Here is a 17,293-nt window from a genome sequence, read left to right as displayed (position 1 = left end):
TGTCGAAAACCGCGTAACTCGTTGAATCTCAAGGAGTTTTCCGTTTCGACTGCGCCGGAAGTGGGGCGAATTATAGAGAGATATAATTCGCCGTCAACACCTATTTTCAGTTTTATTCGGATTTAAGCGTAATACGTGCAAAAGCCTTCTTTCCGGCCTGGCAAACATGAGTCGAGCCGACAGCCCATATAAAGGAACGCTCAACAACCTCACCATCTATACGCACACCACCCGAACCGAGCAGGTCACGCGCCATTGCCGAGTTCTTTACCAAGCCCGCCTTATTAAGGACAGCCGCGATCGGCATGTCTTCAGCAGCAGCCAGCTCGATCTCAGGCAGATCATCCGGCAGCTCACCATCCTTCATGCGGTTGCCCGCAGCACGATGAGCATTCGCTGCAGCCTCCTCACCATGGAAACGCGCAACGATTTCTTCAGCCAGCTTGATCTTGATATCCCGCGGATTCGCACCCGCCTCGACATCTGCCTTAAAGGAAAGAATCTCATCCATGGAGCGGAAGCTCAGCAGCTCAAAGTAACGCCACATCAACGCATCTGGAATGGAAACCAGCTTGCTATACATAACACCCGGCGCTTCCTGGATACCTACATAGTTACCCAGCGACTTGGACATCTTCTTGACGCCGTCCAACCCCTCGAGCAACGGCATCGTCAGAATGCACTGAGCCTCTTGACCATAACCGCGCTGCAGCTCACGCCCCATCAACAGATTGAACTTCTGATCGGTACCGCCCAACTCCACATCGGCACGCAGCGCTACAGAGTCATAACCCTGAACCAGCGGATAGAGGAACTCGTGAATGGCAATGGGTTGATTGGTGGAATAGCGCTTGTCAAAGTCGTCACGCTCGAGCATGCGAGCAACGGTGTACTGGGAAGTCAGGCGAATGAAGTCCGCAGGCCCCATCTTGTCCATCCAGGTGGAGTTGAAGGCCACCTCGGTTTTCGCCGGGTCGAGAATCTTGAACACCTGGCTCTTGTAGGTCTCGGCATTTTCGAGGACCTGCTCGCGAGTCAGTGGCGGACGAGTTGCACTCTTGCCACTCGGATCACCGATCATCCCAGTGAAGTCGCCGATCAGGAAGATCACCTGATGACCCAGATCCTGGAACTGGCGCAGCTTATTAATAAGCACGGTATGACCCAGGTGCAAATCCGGCGCCGTTGGGTCGAAGCCAGCCTTAATACGCAGCGGCTGACCGCGCTTGAGCTTTTCGATCAGCTCGGACTCGACCAACAACTCTTCTGCACCACGTTTGATCAGCGCTAGCTGCTCTTCAACCGACTTCATAACAGACCCGCAAGGCTCAGATTCAAAGGGAACCAACCATACAAGATCAGCGCCCAATTACAAGTTTTGCCCGGCGTACGGATGGCTTTCCGCGAACAGGACGTCCGCAGGCTTGCTTAACAGATGATTTGGTTATATTTTATACAGTTATTTCATCTTCATCATGTCATTCATCTTTTCCAATTCATCTTTTCCAAAGTCAAAATTACTTATGATCACAGAACCGCCTAAAGCCCCGCCGCTTTATCCGAAGACCCACCTGCTCGCCGCAAGTGGTATCGCCGCCCTCCTCAGCCTGGCGCTCCTGGTATTCCCTTCCAGCGATGTAGAAGCCAAAAGAACAACTCTGAGCCTCGACCTGGAAAGTCCGGCCGAGCAACTGACACAAGATCAAGACGCCGCAGACGCCGTACAAGCCACAAATGAAGCCGTAGCGTCCCCGTTCGCACAAATCGAAAACAGCCCCGAAGACACTGCGAAAACCACTGAAACCGCTCAAGAGCAGCCTGCTCCGGCCGTGGCGGAAGAAAAGAAGGCAGCGAATCACAGGGAAGTCATTGTTGCCAAGGGCGACACCCTTTCCACGCTATTCGAGAAGGTCGGCCTACCTGCCACTTCGGTGCATGACGTGTTGGCCAGCGACAAGCAAGCCAAGCAGTTCACCCAGCTGAAGCGCGGCCAGAAACTTGAGTTCGAACTGGGTCCGGACGGCCAGTTGAACAATCTGCACAGCAAGGTCAATGACCTAGAAAGCATCACCCTGACCAAAGGGCCAAAAGGCTTCGCCTTCAGCCGTATCACCGCCAAGCCCATGGTGCGCACGGCCTACGTTCATGGTGTGATCAACAGTTCGCTGTCGCAATCCGCAGCACGTGCTGGCCTGTCTCACAGCCTGACAATGGACATGGCCAACGTCTTTGGCTACGACATCGACTTCGCCCAGGATATTCGCCCCGGTGACGAGTTCGACGTGATCTACGAACAGACCGTCGTCAATGGTAAAGCTGTGGGTACCCGCAACATTCTCTCTGCGCGCTTCACCAACCGTGGCAAGACCTACACCGCGGTGCGTTACACCAACAAACAAGGCATGAGCAGTTATTACACCGCTGATGGCAATAGCATGCGCAAGGCCTTTATCCGTACTCCGGTGGACTTCGCACGTATCAGTTCGCGCTTCTCCATGGGCCGCAAACACCCGATCCTGAACAAGATCCGCGCTCACAAAGGCGTCGATTACGCGGCCCCTCGCGGTACGCCAATCAAGGCAGCCGGCGATGGCAAGGTGCTCCTGGCCGGGCGCCGTGGCGGATACGGCAACACCGTGATCATTCAACACGGCAATGCTTACCGCACGCTGTACGGCCATATGCAAGGCTTCGCCAAAGGCGTCAAGACCGGCGGAACCGTCAAGCAGGGCCAGGTGATCGGCTACATCGGCACCACCGGGCTTTCCACGGGTCCGCATTTGCATTACGAATTCCAGGTCAACGGCGTTCACGTCGATCCACTGGGCCAGAAGCTGCCAATGGCCGACCCGATCGCCAAAGCGGAACGCGCACGCTTCCTGCAACAAAGCCAGCCGCTGATGGCGCGGATGGATCAGGAAAAAGCCACCCTGCTCGCTTCGAACAAGCGTTAAGCATGGCGCTCTATATAGGTGTGATGTCCGGGACCAGTCTTGATGGCCTGGATATCGCACTCATCGAGCAAACACCGGCGATCAGGCTGATCGCCACGCATTACATTCCCATGCCTGAATCCCTGCGCGCCGAGCTGCTTGGCTTGTGCGCCAGCGGTCCCGATGAAATCGCCCGCTCCGCCATCGCCCAGCAAAACTGGGTAAAACTGGCCGCCCAGGGTATTCATAGCCTGCTTGCCCAACAGAAACTGAAACCGGCGGACATCCGCGCCATTGGCAGTCATGGCCAGACCATCCGCCATGAGCCCGCCCGCGGCTTCACGGTCCAGATCGGCAACCCGGCATTACTGACAGAGCTGACCGGAGTCACGGTGGTCAGCGACTTCCGCAGCCGCGATGTCGCCGCCGGCGGCCAGGGCGCTCCACTGGTACCGGCCTTTCATGAAGCGCTCTTTGATCAACGCTGCGGCAAGCGCGCGGTCCTCAATGTCGGCGGTTTCAGCAACCTGAGCCTGATCGAGAGCGACAAGCCGGTTGCCGGCTTCGACTGTGGCCCGGGTAACGTCCTGCTGGATGCCTGGATCAATGCCCAGCGTGGAGAAAACTATGATCGCGACGGCCAATGGGCTGCCAGCGGTCAGGTTGAGCCGCGGCTGCTGAACGCGCTGCTCAGCGACCCCTTCTTTGCCACTCAAGGCCCGAAGAGTACGGGTCGCGAGGTATTCAACCTGGAGTGGCTACAGGAGCATCTGGCTCGCCTGCCAGCCTTGCCCACCGAAAACGTACAGGCAACGCTCCTGGAGCTGACAGCACTGACCATCGTCGAGTCGCTGCAAGCTGCGCAGACCGATACCCAGGAGCTGCTGGTCTGCGGCGGCGGCGCTCACAACTCGGTCTTGATGAATCGCCTGTCCAGCCTGCTGCCTAACACCAAGGTCAGCAGTACCGCCACCCACGGCGTCGATCCGGACTGGGTTGAAGCCATGGCATTCGCCTGGCTGGCCCACTGCTGCCTGGAAGGCATAGCCGCCAACCGCCCAAGTGTCACCGGCGCCCGCGGCTTGCGTGTCCTGGGCGCGATCTACCCCGCCTGATCGCCAGACAGCAAAACGCCGCAGAGCCCGAAAACCCTGCGGCGCTTGGTAAAACCTTATTCAGCGATCAGATCGAGAACGAAGACCCGCAACCGCAGGTGGTTGTGGCATTCGGGTTCTTGATCACGAAACGCGAACCTTCCAGACCTTCCTGATAATCCACCTCGGCACCCGCCAGATACTGGAAGCTCATCGGATCGACCACCAGGCTGACGCCTTCGCGCTCGACGATGGTGTCGTCATCCGCGACTTCTTCATCGAAAGTGAAGCCGTACTGAAACCCTGAACAACCGCCGCCCGTAACGAATACGCGCAGCTTCAAGCGATCATTACCCTCTTCATCGACCAGGCTCTTCACCTTGTGCGCGGCACCGTGGGTGAATTGCAAAGCCGTGGGGGTGAAGGATTCGACGCTCATGCTGACTATCTCCCGGCGTTACGCCGCCATAATGCGTGATGACGCGCATTATCCGCTTCTCCCAGAAAAGCGGTCAACTATTGTTACGGTATATCAATAAGCCCAGGGCTTACCGCAAAATGCAAAAAGGCCCGGTAACGGGCCTTTTGCTGAGGCAGGCAGACGCCTTAAGGCAGCATGCCGGCGTGGGACAGGCCCAGACGCTCGTCCAGACCGAACAGGATGTTCAGGTTCTGTACGGCTTGGCCCGACGCGCCTTTGACCAGGTTATCGATCACCGACAACACGACCACCAGATCGCCATCCTGCGGACGGTGCACGGCAATCCGGCATACGTTGGCGCCCCGCACGCTGCGGGTTTCCGGATGGCTGCCCGCCGGCATCACATCCACGAACGGCTCGTTGGCATAACGTTTCTCGAACAGCGCCTGCAGGTCCACCGACTTGTCCACGACAGTGGCATAGAGTGTCGAGTGAATGCCACGGATCATCGGCGTCAGGTGCGGCACGAACGTCAGGCCGACATCCTTACCCGCCGCACGACGCAGGCCCTGGCGAATCTCCGGCAGGTGACGATGACCTTTGACCGCATAGGCCTTCATGCTTTCCGAGGTCTCGGAGTACAGGGAACCGACGCTGGCGCCCCGACCGGCACCGCTGACACCCGACTTGCAGTCGGCGATCAAGCGCGAAGTGTCGGCCAGCCCCGCCTCCAGCAATGGCAGGAAGCCGAGCTGGGTAGCGGTCGGGTAGCAACCTGGAACAGCGATCAGGCGTGCCTTCTTGATCTGTTCGCGATTGACTTCCGGCAGGCCATAGACGGCTTCGTCGAGCAACTCAGGGGCCCCATGGGGCTGGCCGTACCACTTGGCCCACTCATCGGCGTCCTGCAGACGGAAATCCGCCGACAGGTCGATGACCTTGGTACCGGCAGCCAGCAGCTCACCCGCCAGGGCATGGGCAACGCCGTGCGGAGTCGCGAAGAACACCACATCGCAGGCACCAAGGGTCTTGATGTCCGGAACGCTGAATGCCAGGCCGTCATAGTGGCCTCGCAGGTTCGGGTACATATCGGCAACGGCAAGGCCTGCCTCGGATCGGGAAGTGATGACCACCACTTCTGCTTGCGGATGCTGTGCCAACAGACGCAGCAGTTCGACCCCGGTGTAACCCGTGCCGCCGACGATACCGACCTTGACCATAAACCTGCCCTCAACGAACCCACTGGAAAGCCGTCGATGATAGGGGCCGAAAGACCCTGCGACAACCGTCAAGGTGACGTGCGGACGCTCCTGCCACTACTATCTTCGCTACCGTGAACCTGGGAATAACCGAAATGCTCTATCTGTGGCTCAAAGCCTTTCACATCGTCAGTCTGGTCTGCTGGTTTGCCGGTCTGTTCTACCTGCCGCGCCTGTTCGTTTATCACGCTCAAAGCGAAGACACGATCAGCAAGGAACGCTTCAGCATCATGGAGCGCAAGCTGTACCGCGGGATCATGGGGCCGGCGATGATCGCCACGCTGATTTTCGGTATCTGGCTGCTGAGCCTGAACCCCAGCGCCTACTTCGGCCAGGGCGGCTGGATGCATGCCAAGCTGACCCTGGTGGTCATCCTGATTGGCTACCACCATATGTGCGGCGCCCAGGTGAAGCGTTTTGCCCGTGGCGAAAACACCCGCAGCCATGTCTTTTACCGCTGGTTCAATGAAGTGCCAGTTCTGGTATTGCTGGCTATCGTAATTCTGGTCGTCGTCCGGCCGTTCTAATTCCTACTAGCCGTTCATTATTCGGGGTACTTCCAATGTCGCTGCCCGCTCTGCTCGAACAACGCTTGCGCTTGCCTGTCGTGGCGGCGCCGATGTTCCTGATTTCCAACCCACAACTGGTTCTGGCGTGCTGCCGCAATGGTGTGGTCGGCAGTTTCCCTGCCCTCAACCAGCGTGAAAGCAGTGGCTTCAAAGCCTGGCTGGAAGAAATCGAAGCAGGCCTTGCGGCCCTGGAAAACCCTGCGCCCTATGCCGTCAATTTGATCGTGCATCACAGCAACCCACGCCTGAACGCCGACCTGGCGATCTGTATCGAACACAAGGTGCCTATCGTCATCACCAGCCTGGGCGCGGTGAAGGAACTGGTCGATGCGGTGCATGCTTATGGAGGCCTGGTCTTCCATGACGTCACCACCCGGCGCCACGCGGAAAAAGCCGCCGAGGCCGGGGTCGATGGCCTGATCGCCGTAGCCGCCGGCGCCGGTGGCCACGCCGGGACCTGGAGCCCGTTCTCCCTGGTCGCCGAAATCCGCCAGTTCTTCGACAAGACGCTGCTGCTGGCTGGCTGCCTGAACCACGGCCACGAGATCCTCGCCGCACAGTTGCTCGGCGCCGACCTCGCCTACTTCGGCACGCGTTTTATCGGCACCACGGAAAGCCATGCACCGGAGGCCTACAAGGAGATGCTGCTGAGCGCCAAGGCCGCCGACATTGTGCACACCGCGGCAGTCTCCGGGGTTCCGGCAAGCTTCATGCGCCAAAGCCTGGAAAACGCAGGCTTCGACCTTGCCGCCCTGCAGGGCAAAGGCGAAGTCAACTTCGGCTCGAAACTCAAGCCGCTCAGCGACGAAGCCAAAGCCTGGAAAACCGTGTGGTCCGCCGGACAAGGCGTCGGTGAAATCGATGACTTGCCGAGCGTCGATCAACTGATCGCCCGTCTGGACGCCGAATACCGTGCCGCGCAGGAACTGGCCGCCCGGCTACCGCAACGCTGGCCGCGCTGAATCGCTGATGTTTTTTAGCCAGCAACGGACGGCTGGCCTTAAACTGTCGCCCTGCGAAAGCCCTCTCTATATAGCCGACAAGGACGCCCTGCATGAGCCAAGACCGTTTCAAGATCGTATTTGACGGGGCTCTGCTTCCGGGTGTCGACATCGAACATGCCAAGCAGAAAATCGCCAAGCTGTTCAAAAGTGATATCGCCGCGATCGAGCCTCTGTTCAAGGGGCAAAACATCACCCTCAAGCGCGACCTCTCCCAACAGGACGCGGATATTTATCTCGCCGCGCTGAACCAGGCCGGGATCGCCCCACGCATCGAACCGGATCTTGCCCCAGGCGCCAGCCAACCGGCACCTCAGCCTGCTCCCCCAGCACCAGCACCTTCGATGGACTTGCCCCAGGCAGAACCCACCGCGACAAGTGACTGGCAACGCCCGGCCCCTACGCCGACGCCAGACCCCATGGCCGGCGCGGGTACTTCGCCCTACACCCCGCCTCAAGCCACAGTAGGCGATCCCCTTCCCGAGTTTGGCGAGCTGAAGTTCTACACCGTCGATGGACGCATCGGGCGCCTGCGCTATCTCGCCTGGACCCTGGTGCTGATCCTGCTGACTACCCTGGCCGGCGGCTTCCTGACCGCGGCTCTGGTCGGCAACAGCCTGCAAGTGACGGGAATGATCTTCCTCGGCGTCGTAGCACTGGCCTTCGCCTATCTGAACATCACCATTTCCGTTCAGCGCCTGCATGACCTGGGCTGGTCGGGTTGGCTCTGGCTGCTGAATTTGCTGCCTTTTGTGTACGCAGTGTTTCCGCTGCTGCTGGCGATCCTGCCGGGCAACACCGGCGCCAATCGTTACGGCGCGCCGCCTCCGCCAAACAGCGGAGCGGTCAAGGGGATTGCCGCGCTGTGGATAATCGTCTTACTGCTGTCCTTCATCGGTGGTCTCAGCTCGGTCTAGGGCGCCGAGAACAGGAGCAGTGAAAGCAGCAAGCCCGCCCCGGCCACCTGTAGACTATCGGATTGAATTAACGCGCCGCTGCCTGGGACTTTTCCCCACAGGCAACCGGCCGTTGCAATGGAGAACCGCATGACCCGTTACGCTCTGATCACCGGCGCCTCCAGCGGCATAGGCCTGGCCCTGGCCGAAGCGCTGGCCCGGCGCGGCCGCAGCCTGATCCTGGTGGCCCGTCAGCGTGATCAGTTGGAAAGCATCGCCATCGAGTTGACCCAACGCTTTGGTGTGGAGGTGCTGTTCCGTGCCTGCGACCTGTCCGAGCCTTTGCGGCTTTCGGGTTTCCTGCTGGAGCTGGAGGAAGGCGACCGGCAGATTGATCTATTGGTGAACTGCGCCGGTATCGGCACCTGCGGCCCCTTCCTCGCCCAGGACTGGATGACCGAGCAGGACCTGATCGAAGTGAATATTCTGGCCCTCACCCGGCTGTGCCATGCCCTGGGCAACAGTATGGCCTTGCAGGGCGGCGGGCAGATTCTCAACGTCGCTTCGATCGCCGGCTTCTATCCCGGCCCCTGGATGAGCACCTACTACGCCAGCAAGGCCTATGTGCTGCACTTCTCCGAAGGCCTGCGCGAAGAGCTGAAAAACAATGCAGTGAAGGTTTCCGTGCTCTGCCCCGGCCCGACCCGCACCGGTTTCTTTGATACCGCCCAGCTGAACACCAGCAAGCTTAACGACAGCAAACTGCTGATGAGCCCGGAAGAAGTCGCGCTGTACACCGTGCGCGCCCTGGACAAGAATCGCGCCATTATCATCCCCGGCCGCCGCAACCGCTGGTTTGCATTCAGCCCGCGCCTGGGTTCGCGCTGGCTGACCCGCAAGATTTCCGGCGCCGTCAACAAAGCCTATTGCCCGCGCTGACCTGGCAACCATCTAAGGCTGGGCGCACTCGGCTTGCCTGAGTACACTCAGCCCGGACCAACACAACGGAGAAACAGCTGTGGATACTCTGTTCACCAAGATCATCAACCGGGAAATACCGGCGAAGATCATCTATGAGGACGACCAGGTTCTGGCCTTCCACGATATCGCCCCACAGGCCCCCGTGCATTTCCTGGTAGTTCCGAAAAAGCCGGTACGCACCCTCAATGACCTGACCGAAGACGACAAGCTGCTGGCCGGACATATCCTGTTCACCGCCCAGCGTCTGGCCAGGGAGCTGGGCTGCGAAGAAGGCTTCCGGGTCGTCATGAACTGCAATGAACTCGGTGGCCAGACCGTGTATCACATTCACATGCACGTTCTGGGTCAGCGCCAGATGCACTGGCCGCCGGGCTGATCCCCATCCAAGGTGCGCGACAGCACACTTCTCGCCCGCTTTGCCGAGAGTGTGCTGATCCAGCGCAGGCCTCTGCCCATCGATTGGGGTAAACTGGCCGCCGTGATTCTTCCCGGAGGTAAGCATGACTACCCAACGTCACTACTCGCCGATTGACCGTCTACTGCTGCAGGCAGATGCGGCAATGCGTACCTTGCTGCCCTTCAGCGGCCAGCCTTATCGCCCTTCCCCTGCCATCGTGCAGCCGGACGTGCAGATGAGCGAAGAGGACACCAAGCATGTCGCCGGCCTGATGCGCATCAACCATACCGGCGAAGTCTGCGCCCAGGCGCTGTACCAGGGCCAGGCACTGACCGCCAAGCTGCCGCAAGTGCGCGCCGCCATGGAGCATGCCGCGGAAGAAGAAATCGATCACCTGGTCTGGTGCGAGCAACGCATTCACCAACTGGGTAGCCACACCAGCGTGCTCAACCCGCTGTTTTATGGCATGTCATTCGGCATCGGCGCAGTGGCCGGGCTGATCAGCGACAAGGTCAGCCTGGGTTTCGTGGCCGCCACTGAAGATCAGGTGTGCAAACACCTCAACGAACACCTTGAGCAATTGCCGGCCGAGGACGAAAAATCCCGGGCGATTCTCGAGCAGATGCGCATCGACGAAGAACAACACGCCGAAAGCGCCCTGGACGCGGGCGGATTCCGCTTCCCGGCGCCGGTAAAATTCGGCATGAGCCTACTGGCCAAGGTCATGACGAAAAGCACTTACCGGATCTGAGCGATACAAATCGCAGGCAAAAAAAGGGCGCTTTTTCAGCGCCCTTTCTTTTGCCGCGAATTCAGAAGGATTGAATGGCGACTCAACCGAGCTCGACGATTTCGTAATCGTGAGTGATGGCAACCCCGGCCGCACCGAGCATGATCGATGCCGAGCAGTACTTTTCCGCCGACAGCTCGATGGCGCGCTTGACCTGGGCTTCTTTCAACCCGCGGCCCTTGACCACGAAGTGCATGTGGATCTTGGTGAAGACCTTGGGATCCTCTGTCGCACGCTCGGCGTCGAGGAAGGCTTCGCAACTTTCGACAGCCTGGCGGGATTTCTTCAGGATGCTGACCACGTCGAAGTTGCTGCAACCGCCTACGCCGAGCAGGAGCATTTCCATCGGGCGCACGCCCAGGTTACGACCACCGGCTTCCGGCGGGCCATCCATTACCACCACATGACCGCTGCCCGATTCCCCGAGGAACATGGCTTCGCCAGCCCATTGGATGCGTGCCTTCATCGCCAAGACTCCACTGCTAAAAAAGGGTCGCCAGCTTAGCACAGGGGCCCGGGATGGCAGCGCTTTGCCTGTTCGGGTGCCACACTCAGTTCTGATAGGAAAATTCTTAATTACCCAAAGGAAGCGTCTGTTAAGCTGGCGCCAAATCACTGGCGCATTGCCAGCTATCGGCGATCCAGCTTGACCGCCCCATAAAAAAACCAAATCACACCGTGCTGTCTTTTCGGGATACAACCATGGTTGCTCTTGCCCCTACACCCAAGATCAAGAACCTCGACAAGCTGTTGATGCATTGCCAGCGCCGCCGCTATCAGGCCAAGAGCAACATCATCTGCGCCGGCGATCAGTCGGACACGCTGTTCTTCATCGTCAAAGGCTCGGTCACCATCCTGATCGAAGATGACGACGGTCGGGAAATGATCATCGCCTACCTCAATGCCGGGGATTTTTTCGGCGAGCTGGGCCTGTTCGAACAAGCCGGGCATGAGCAGCAACGCAGCGCCTGGGTACGGGCCAAGGTCGAATGTGAAGTCGCGGAGATCAGCTATGCAAAATTCCGTGAGCTGTCTCAACAGGACCCGGACATTCTGTACGTGCTCAGCGGCCAGATCGCCCAACGCCTGCGCAACACTACCCGCAAGGTCGGCGACCTGGCGTTCTTCGATGTCACCGGGCGAGTGGCCCGCTGCCTGCTCGAACTGTGCAAGCAGCCAGATGCCATGACCCATCCGGACGGCATGCAGATCAAGGTGACTCGCCAGGAAATCGGGCGGATCGTCGGCTGCTCAAGGGAGATGGTCGGCCGGGTGCTCAAGGACCTCGAAGAACGCAACCTGGTCCATGTCAAAGGCAAGACCATGGTGGTGTTCGGCACCCGTTAGAGCGGCAGGAACTGCGCCAGCGTCTGCCGGTACAGGGCATCCAGGCGCTCGATGGCATTCGGCGCGACGAATGCCTCATGCAAGGCGATATGGCTCTCGGCGCGGCAACGCTGCTCCAGGCCACAGGCCTGGTTGAAACGATTGACCGCCGCCACCATGGTTTCCCGCTCGTCATCCAGCAACAGCGCGCCATGCACCAATCCAACCGGACGCGTCCCACCCTTGCTCTGGCGCCAACGCTGGGCGGTGCCGACCATCTTGCGCCCGTTGAGATTGACGTTGAAGCGGCCATCGCAGAAAGCGCCTTCGACCTCACCCTGGGAGGGCTCGCCTCCCAGCTCGGAAATCAGGTCGCAGATCGGCTGGCACAAACGGCGATAGCCGGTTTCGATCCGATTCTGATCACCCTCGCTGCGAGGCGGCGCATAAACCAGCGCGATATTGACCGTCGCCGCCGATTGCGGCACCGGCTCCCCACCGGTTTCTCGCAGCAACACCGGCCAGCCACTGGCGGCCAGCACGTCGCAGGCCTGCTCGAACCCCGGCAAACGGCTCAAGCGTCGCGGCATCACCAAGGCCCTGTCGCTCGGCTGCCAGAACAACAAGCCGTACTCCTGGTCACCGGTGCATACCTGGGCGAGCAGATCCTGTTCGGCCTGCAGGCCGGCTTCGACGGTCAGGGAAAGGGGCTGGATCATGGCAGTAAAGGTCCTTGGCGATAGGTATAAAAAAGCCGGCGGCGCCGGCTTCTTCATCAACTCAGGTTCAGTCCAGGGTCGAACCGCTCACCGGCACGCCACGCTCTGGGAAGAACAGGCGCTGCAACTCCAGGCCAGGGCTTTCGGCGCGCATGAAGGCCTCGCCCACCAGGAAGGAGTAAACGTCGCTGATTTCCATCAGCTCGACATCGGCCCGGTTGAGGATACCGCTCTCGGTGATCACCAGACGATCGCGCGGAATCTGCGGCAACAGATCGAGGGTGGTCTCCAGATTGACCTCGAAGGTGTGCAGGTTACGGTTGTTGATGCCCACCAGCGGCGTGTCGAGGGTTTTCAGGGCACGCTCCAGCTCGTCGCCATCATGCACTTCGACCAGCACATCGAGACCCACGCCTTTGGCCACGGCAGCCAGTTCAGCCATCCTGGCATCATCCAGCGCGGCCACGATCAACAGCACGCAGTCGGCCCCCAATGCGCGGGCTTCGACGATCTGGTACGGATCAATCATGAAGTCCTTGCGAATCACCGGCAACGAACAGGCGGCACGCGCCTGTTGCAGATAGGCATCGGCGCCCTGGAAATAATCGATATCGGTGAGTACCGACAGGCAGGTCGCGCCGCCCTTCTCATAGCTCTTGGCGATCTCTGCCGGCACGAAATGCTCGCGGATCACGCCTTTGCTCGGCGAGGCTTTCTTGATTTCGGCGATCACCGCCGGCTGCTTGAGCCTGGCCTGGTCGAGCAGCGCCTTGGCAAAGCCGCGCGGCGCATCCGCGACACGGGCCTGGCCTTCAAGTTCGGCCAGGCTTACTCGTGCGCTACGCTCAGCCACTTCCTCGACCTTGCGGGCGAGGATTTTTTCCAGAACCGTCGGCACACTCATCCTTCATTCTCCTGCTTGAATACCGCGGTAAAGGCACCCAACTCCTCAAGCTTCTCGCGAGCCAGCCCGGTGTGCAAAGCGTCATGGGCCAGGGCCACGCCCTCTTTCAGGCTGCTGGCATGGTCCGCCGCATAGAGCGCGGCACCGGCATTGAGCACGATCATCTCCGCCGCCTTCTGCCCGTGCTCGGTCTTGCGTCGCCCCAGGGCATCGCGAATCAGCTCGAGCGATGCCGCCGGGCTTTCGACCACCAGGCCGAACAAGCTCTGGCTCTTTATGCCGAGGTCTTCGGGCTGAACCCAATATTCAGTGATCTGGTCGTCCTTCAGCTCGGCGACGAAGGTCGGCGCGGCGAGGCTGAATTCATCCAGGCCATCCTGAGAGTGCACCACCAGCACGTGCTTGCTGCCCAAGCGTTGCAAAACCTCGGCCAACGGCCGGCACAACGCCTGAGTGAACACACCCACCACCTGATGTTTCACGCCGGCCGGATTCGTAAGCGGGCCAAGCATGTTGAACAGGGTGCGCAGGCCGAGATCGCGGCGCGGGCCAGCGGCGTACTTCATGGCACCGTGATGGGACTGGGCGAACATGAAACCGATACCGACGTTGTCGATACAGCGGGCGACCTGTACCGGCGTCAGGTTCAGGTAGATACCGGCGGATTCGAGCAGGTCGGCACTGCCGCTTTTCCCGGACACCGCGCGGTTGCCGTGCTTGGCCACCGTGCAACCCGCTGCGGCGACCACAAAGGAAGAAGCCGTGGACACGTTGAAGATGTTCGCACCGTCACCACCGGTGCCGACCACATCGACCACACCGTCGAGGGTTTTCAGCTCGACCTTGTCCGCCAGCTCGCGCATGACCGAAACAGCGCCGACGATTTCGTCGATGCTTTCGCTTTTCATGCGCATGGCCATCATGAAGGCGCCAATCTGTGCATCGGTGCACTGGCCGGTCATGATTTCACGCATGACCTGGCGCATTTCATCGGTGCTCAGATCGAGATGGCCGACGATACGGCTCAGGGCAGTCTTGATATCCATGGAAAGTCCTTAGCGCGTGCCGCCGCTCTGTTTGAGGAAGTTGGCGAACAGCTCGTGGCCCTGCTCGGTGAGAATAGACTCGGGGTGAAACTGCACACCCTCGATGTTCAGCGTCTTGTGGCGCAGCCCCATGATCTCGTCGACGGAGCCGTCTTCCAGTTGGGTCCAGGCGGTCAGTTCGAGGCAGTCCGGCAACGTATCGTGCTTGACCACCAGGGAATGGTAACGGGTCACGGTCAACGGATGGTTCAGACCGGCGAATACGCCCTTGTCCTGGTGAAATACCGGGCTAGTCTTACCGTGCATCACCTGCCGCGCGCGCACCACGTCGCCGCCAAAGGCCTGGCCAATGGACTGGTGGCCCAGGCAGACACCTAGGATCGGCAGTTTGCCGGCGAAATGCTTGATCGCTTCGATGGACACACCGGCTTCGGTTGGTGTGCAAGGACCGGGCGACACGACGATCCGCTCAGGGTTGAGCGCTTCGATTTCAGCCACGGTCAGTTCGTCGTTGCGCACCACCTTGACCTCGGCACCCAGCTCGCCAAGGTATTGCACAACGTTATAGGTAAAGGAGTCGTAGTTATCGATCATCAGCAACATGGGGATTACAACCTCTTGAATTCACTGACTTTTAATACAGCCTTCAGTGGATTGCCCGCTGGCAGGCCCGCCGGAGGTTGCAATCACTCAACCAGCACAAGCGGAGTCGAACAGGGGTAAAGAAGGCAAAACGGTACAGGTCCGGCCGGGCCGGCAGAGAAAAGTTAGGCGCGCCAACGCCAACGGGCGTGTGCCTTAACAACTCGCATCAAGAGTTTGCTGACGATCAACACGGGGAAGGTCTCATTCATACGTTCAGGCACAGTAACTTAGCTGAGCAGAGGGTGCAATATGGCGGGGCCCGCGCCCGGATAAACAAGCGATATGGCTTATCGCCATAGCTGAAACGCAAAAGTTTTTGGTACTGTCGTTTCGTTCTCTACAACAATAAATAAAACGGACTTGCTCATGATCAAAAAGACGTTGTTCGTACCACTCGCCGGCAGTCTTTTGTCCCTGGCCTGCGCTCAAGCGATCGCAGCCCCCTCCCCCTATTCCAGCTTTATCGTGTTCGGCGACAGCCTCAGCGATGCCGGGCAATTTGCCGATCCCGGCGGTCCCGCGGGCGCGACCCAGCGCTTTACCAACCGAACCGGGCCGGTCTACCTGGATGGTAGCGGGGAAGTCCGCTCCGCCAACTCGACGCAATTGCTGGGGGCCAGACTGGGCTTCTCGGACGACCAGCTCGCCGCCTCGACCTCGGCGACCCGCGCCAGCGAAGGCCTGCCTGATGGCAACAACTGGGCAGTCGGCGGTTATCGCACCGACCAGATCCTCGATTCGATTACCACCACCTCGACCGCCGGCAGCCGTAGCCGCCCGGGTTATCTGGTGGCCAACGATTTCCGCGCCGACCCGAATGCCCTCTATTACCTGTCGGGCGGCGGCAACGACTTCCTCCAGGGCCGCGTCACCAGCCTTGACCAGGCCAACGCCGCGGCCGGCCGCCTGGTCGATAGCGTGCAAACCCTGCAACAGGCCGGCGCCCGCTACATCATGGTCTGGCTGTTGCCGGACATCGGCCTGACCCCGGCAATCAACGGCAGCCCGTTGCAAGGGTTCACTTCCCAGCTCAGTGCCCAATTCAATACCGAACTGGTCCGACAGCTGCAAACGGTCGATGCCGAAGTCATTCCCCTCAATATTCCCGTGCTGTTGAAGGAAAGCTTCGCCAACCCGGCACAGTTCGGCCTGGCCACCGACCAGAACCTCACCGCCACCTGCTTCAGTGGCAATGGCTGCACGGAAAACGCCCGCTATGGCATTCACAGCGCCACGCCGGACCCAAGCAAGCTGATCTACAACGACTCGGTCCACCCCACTGAAGCGGGCCAGCAGCTGATCGCCGATTACGCTTACTCCTTGCTGGCGGCGCCCTGGGAAATAACCCTGCTCCCGGAAATGGCCCAGGGCACCCTGCGCGCGCATCAAGATGAGCTGCGTAATCAATGGCAGGCCGACTGGGAAAACTGGCAGGGCGTGGGTCAATGGCGGGCGATTGTTGCCGCGGGCGGCCAGCACCAGGACTTCGACAGCCAGCGCAGCGGCGCCAGCGCCGACGGCAACGGCTTCAATCTGAACATCGGCGGCAGCTACCGGCTCGACGAGGCCTGGCGAGTCGGCGTGCTGGCCGGCGCCTATCGGCAGAAGCTCGAAGCCGGCAGCAACGACTCGGACTACAAGCTCAACACCTACCTGGGCACCGCCTTCGTCCAGTACCAGCAAAACCGCTGGTGGGCCGACGCGGCAGCCACCGCCGGGCACATGGACTACGACAACCTCAAGCGCAAATTCGACCTGGGGCCCAACGAGCGCGGGGAAAAAGGCGATACCAGCGGCGACGTCCTCGCTTTCAGCGCTCGCCTGGGCTACGACATCGCGCAGCAGGCCAGCAGCCCGTGGCACCTGTCGCCGTTCATCAGCGCCGACTACGCGCGGGTCAAGGTCGACGGCTATTCCGAGGACGGCAACGACTCCACGGCACTGACCTTCGATGACCAGAAACGCACGTCGCGGCGCCTGGGCATCGGCCTGCAGGGCAAGTATCAGATCACCCGGCAGACCCAGGTGTTCGGCGAAATCGCCCACGAAAAGGAATACGAGGACGATACCCAGAAGCTGACCATGGCCCTCAACAGTCTGCCGGATAACCACTACACGCTGGAAGGCTACACCCCACAGACCAACCTCAACCGCCTGAACCTCGGCGTCAGCCACAAGCTCACCCAGGACCTGGCCCTGCGCGCCAGCTACAACATCCGCAAGGACGATGACTTCACCCAGCAAGGCATCAACGTTGGCGTCAGCCTCGACTTCTAGTAGAGAGCAGGCAATAAAAAACGCTGCCCCCCGTG

General features: G+C 60.1%; 18 protein-coding genes. 10 read left to right on the top strand and 8 right to left on the bottom strand.

All coding sequences use genetic code 11. From position 1 onward, the window contains the following. Positions 1-112 precede the first annotated feature (112 nt). Complete coding sequence (gene tyrS / locus AC07VU_RS07475; RefSeq protein ID WP_009045857.1) at positions 113-1,312, bottom strand: tyrosine--tRNA ligase; 1,200 nt, start codon at positions 1,310-1,312, stop codon at positions 113-115. A 211-nt stretch (positions 1,313-1,523) separates the two neighbouring features. On the opposite strand from tyrS, the gene AC07VU_RS07470 reads away from it, so the two are divergent. Together AC07VU_RS07470 and AC07VU_RS07465 are read left to right on the top strand one after the other, a co-directional pair. Continuing rightward, entirely contained in the window at positions 1,524-2,954 is a 1,431-nt protein-coding gene (locus tag AC07VU_RS07470; RefSeq protein WP_009045858.1) for a peptidoglycan DD-metalloendopeptidase family protein, read from the top strand. Between the two features lie 2 nt (positions 2,955-2,956). Next, complete coding sequence (locus AC07VU_RS07465; protein ID WP_274304824.1) at positions 2,957-4,048, top strand: anhydro-N-acetylmuramic acid kinase; 1,092 nt, start codon at positions 2,957-2,959, stop codon at positions 4,046-4,048. Positions 4,049-4,115: 67 nt separating this feature from the next. On the opposite strand, the gene erpA is transcribed toward AC07VU_RS07465, so the two are convergent. Next, the gene (gene erpA / locus AC07VU_RS07460; RefSeq protein ID WP_007906865.1) at positions 4,116-4,466 is read right to left on the bottom strand and encodes an iron-sulfur cluster insertion protein ErpA; all 351 of its coding nucleotides are present in this window, start codon (positions 4,464-4,466) and stop codon (positions 4,116-4,118) included. A 167-nt stretch (positions 4,467-4,633) separates the two neighbouring features. Then, the gene (gene argC, locus AC07VU_RS07455) at positions 4,634-5,668 is read right to left on the bottom strand and encodes an N-acetyl-gamma-glutamyl-phosphate reductase (protein WP_025804014.1); all 1,035 of its coding nucleotides are present in this window, start codon (positions 5,666-5,668) and stop codon (positions 4,634-4,636) included. A 134-nt stretch (positions 5,669-5,802) separates the two neighbouring features. On the opposite strand from argC, the gene hemJ reads away from it, so the two are divergent. The 6 genes from hemJ to coq7 all read left to right on the top strand — a co-directional run bounded on the left by hemJ (position 5,803) and on the right by coq7 (position 10,302). Then, positions 5,803-6,234 (top strand): protoporphyrinogen oxidase HemJ, encoded by a 432-nt coding sequence (gene hemJ, locus AC07VU_RS07450; RefSeq protein ID WP_007930191.1) that lies wholly within the window; start codon positions 5,803-5,805, stop codon positions 6,232-6,234. A gap of 35 nt (positions 6,235-6,269) precedes the next feature. Beyond that, entirely contained in the window at positions 6,270-7,238 is a 969-nt protein-coding gene (locus tag AC07VU_RS07445; RefSeq protein WP_457275066.1) for an NAD(P)H-dependent flavin oxidoreductase, read from the top strand. A 92-nt stretch (positions 7,239-7,330) separates the two neighbouring features. Continuing rightward, positions 7,331-8,194 carry a DUF805 domain-containing protein gene (locus AC07VU_RS07440; protein WP_495029665.1) on the top strand — a complete coding sequence of 288 codons (864 nt, stop codon included), beginning with the start codon at positions 7,331-7,333 and terminating at the stop codon, positions 8,192-8,194. A 129-nt stretch (positions 8,195-8,323) separates the two neighbouring features. Next, complete coding sequence (locus AC07VU_RS07435) at positions 8,324-9,112, top strand: SDR family NAD(P)-dependent oxidoreductase (protein WP_007930181.1); 789 nt, start codon at positions 8,324-8,326, stop codon at positions 9,110-9,112. A 79-nt stretch (positions 9,113-9,191) separates the two neighbouring features. After that, entirely contained in the window at positions 9,192-9,530 is a 339-nt protein-coding gene (locus AC07VU_RS07430; RefSeq protein ID WP_007930180.1) for a histidine triad nucleotide-binding protein, read from the top strand. Positions 9,531-9,654: 124 nt separating this feature from the next. Then, positions 9,655-10,302, top strand: a complete 648-nt coding sequence (gene coq7 / locus AC07VU_RS07425) for a 2-polyprenyl-3-methyl-6-methoxy-1,4-benzoquinone monooxygenase (RefSeq protein ID WP_007930179.1) — start codon at positions 9,655-9,657, stop codon at positions 10,300-10,302. Positions 10,303-10,384: 82 nt separating this feature from the next. Here the strand turns inward: coq7 and AC07VU_RS07420 are convergent, their stop codons facing one another. Continuing rightward, complete coding sequence (locus AC07VU_RS07420) at positions 10,385-10,807, bottom strand: OsmC family protein (protein ID WP_009045862.1); 423 nt, start codon at positions 10,805-10,807, stop codon at positions 10,385-10,387. Between the two features lie 236 nt (positions 10,808-11,043). Between AC07VU_RS07420 and crp the strand changes: the two genes are divergently transcribed. After that, a complete protein-coding gene (crp, locus tag AC07VU_RS07415) occupies positions 11,044-11,688 on the top strand; it encodes a cAMP-activated global transcriptional regulator CRP (protein ID WP_007930174.1) in 645 nt (214 codons plus the stop codon). On the opposite strand, the gene AC07VU_RS07410 is transcribed toward crp, so the two are convergent. The 4 genes from AC07VU_RS07410 to AC07VU_RS07395 form a co-directional block, all read right to left on the bottom strand. After that, positions 11,685-12,386 carry a lipoate--protein ligase family protein gene (locus AC07VU_RS07410; RefSeq protein ID WP_495029664.1) on the bottom strand — a complete coding sequence of 234 codons (702 nt, stop codon included), beginning with the start codon at positions 12,384-12,386 and terminating at the stop codon, positions 11,685-11,687. The two genes, crp and AC07VU_RS07410, sit on opposite strands and share 4 nt — an antisense overlap. A gap of 67 nt (positions 12,387-12,453) precedes the next feature. Beyond that, positions 12,454-13,290 carry an indole-3-glycerol phosphate synthase TrpC gene (trpC, locus tag AC07VU_RS07405; RefSeq protein WP_495029663.1) on the bottom strand — a complete coding sequence of 279 codons (837 nt, stop codon included), beginning with the start codon at positions 13,288-13,290 and terminating at the stop codon, positions 12,454-12,456. After that, positions 13,287-14,336 carry an anthranilate phosphoribosyltransferase gene (gene trpD / locus AC07VU_RS07400; protein WP_009045865.1) on the bottom strand — a complete coding sequence of 350 codons (1,050 nt, stop codon included), beginning with the start codon at positions 14,334-14,336 and terminating at the stop codon, positions 13,287-13,289. The genes trpC and trpD overlap by 4 nt, the downstream gene beginning before the upstream one ends. Positions 14,337-14,345: 9 nt before the next feature. Then, a complete protein-coding gene (locus tag AC07VU_RS07395; protein ID WP_007930170.1) occupies positions 14,346-14,939 on the bottom strand; it encodes an aminodeoxychorismate/anthranilate synthase component II in 594 nt (197 codons plus the stop codon). Positions 14,940-15,347: 408 nt separating this feature from the next. Between AC07VU_RS07395 and estP the strand changes: the two genes are divergently transcribed. After that, positions 15,348-17,258: an esterase EstP gene (gene estP / locus AC07VU_RS07390; protein WP_495029662.1), complete on the top strand. Its 1,911-nt coding sequence runs from the start codon at positions 15,348-15,350 to the stop codon at positions 17,256-17,258. Positions 17,259-17,293 lie beyond the last annotated feature (35 nt).

The sequence above is a fragment of the Pseudomonas sp. GW821-FHT02B10 genome, from assembly GCF_059421865.1.
Note: the sequence above shows the minus strand (reverse complement) of the source record. Positions and strands in the feature narration are given on the sequence as shown.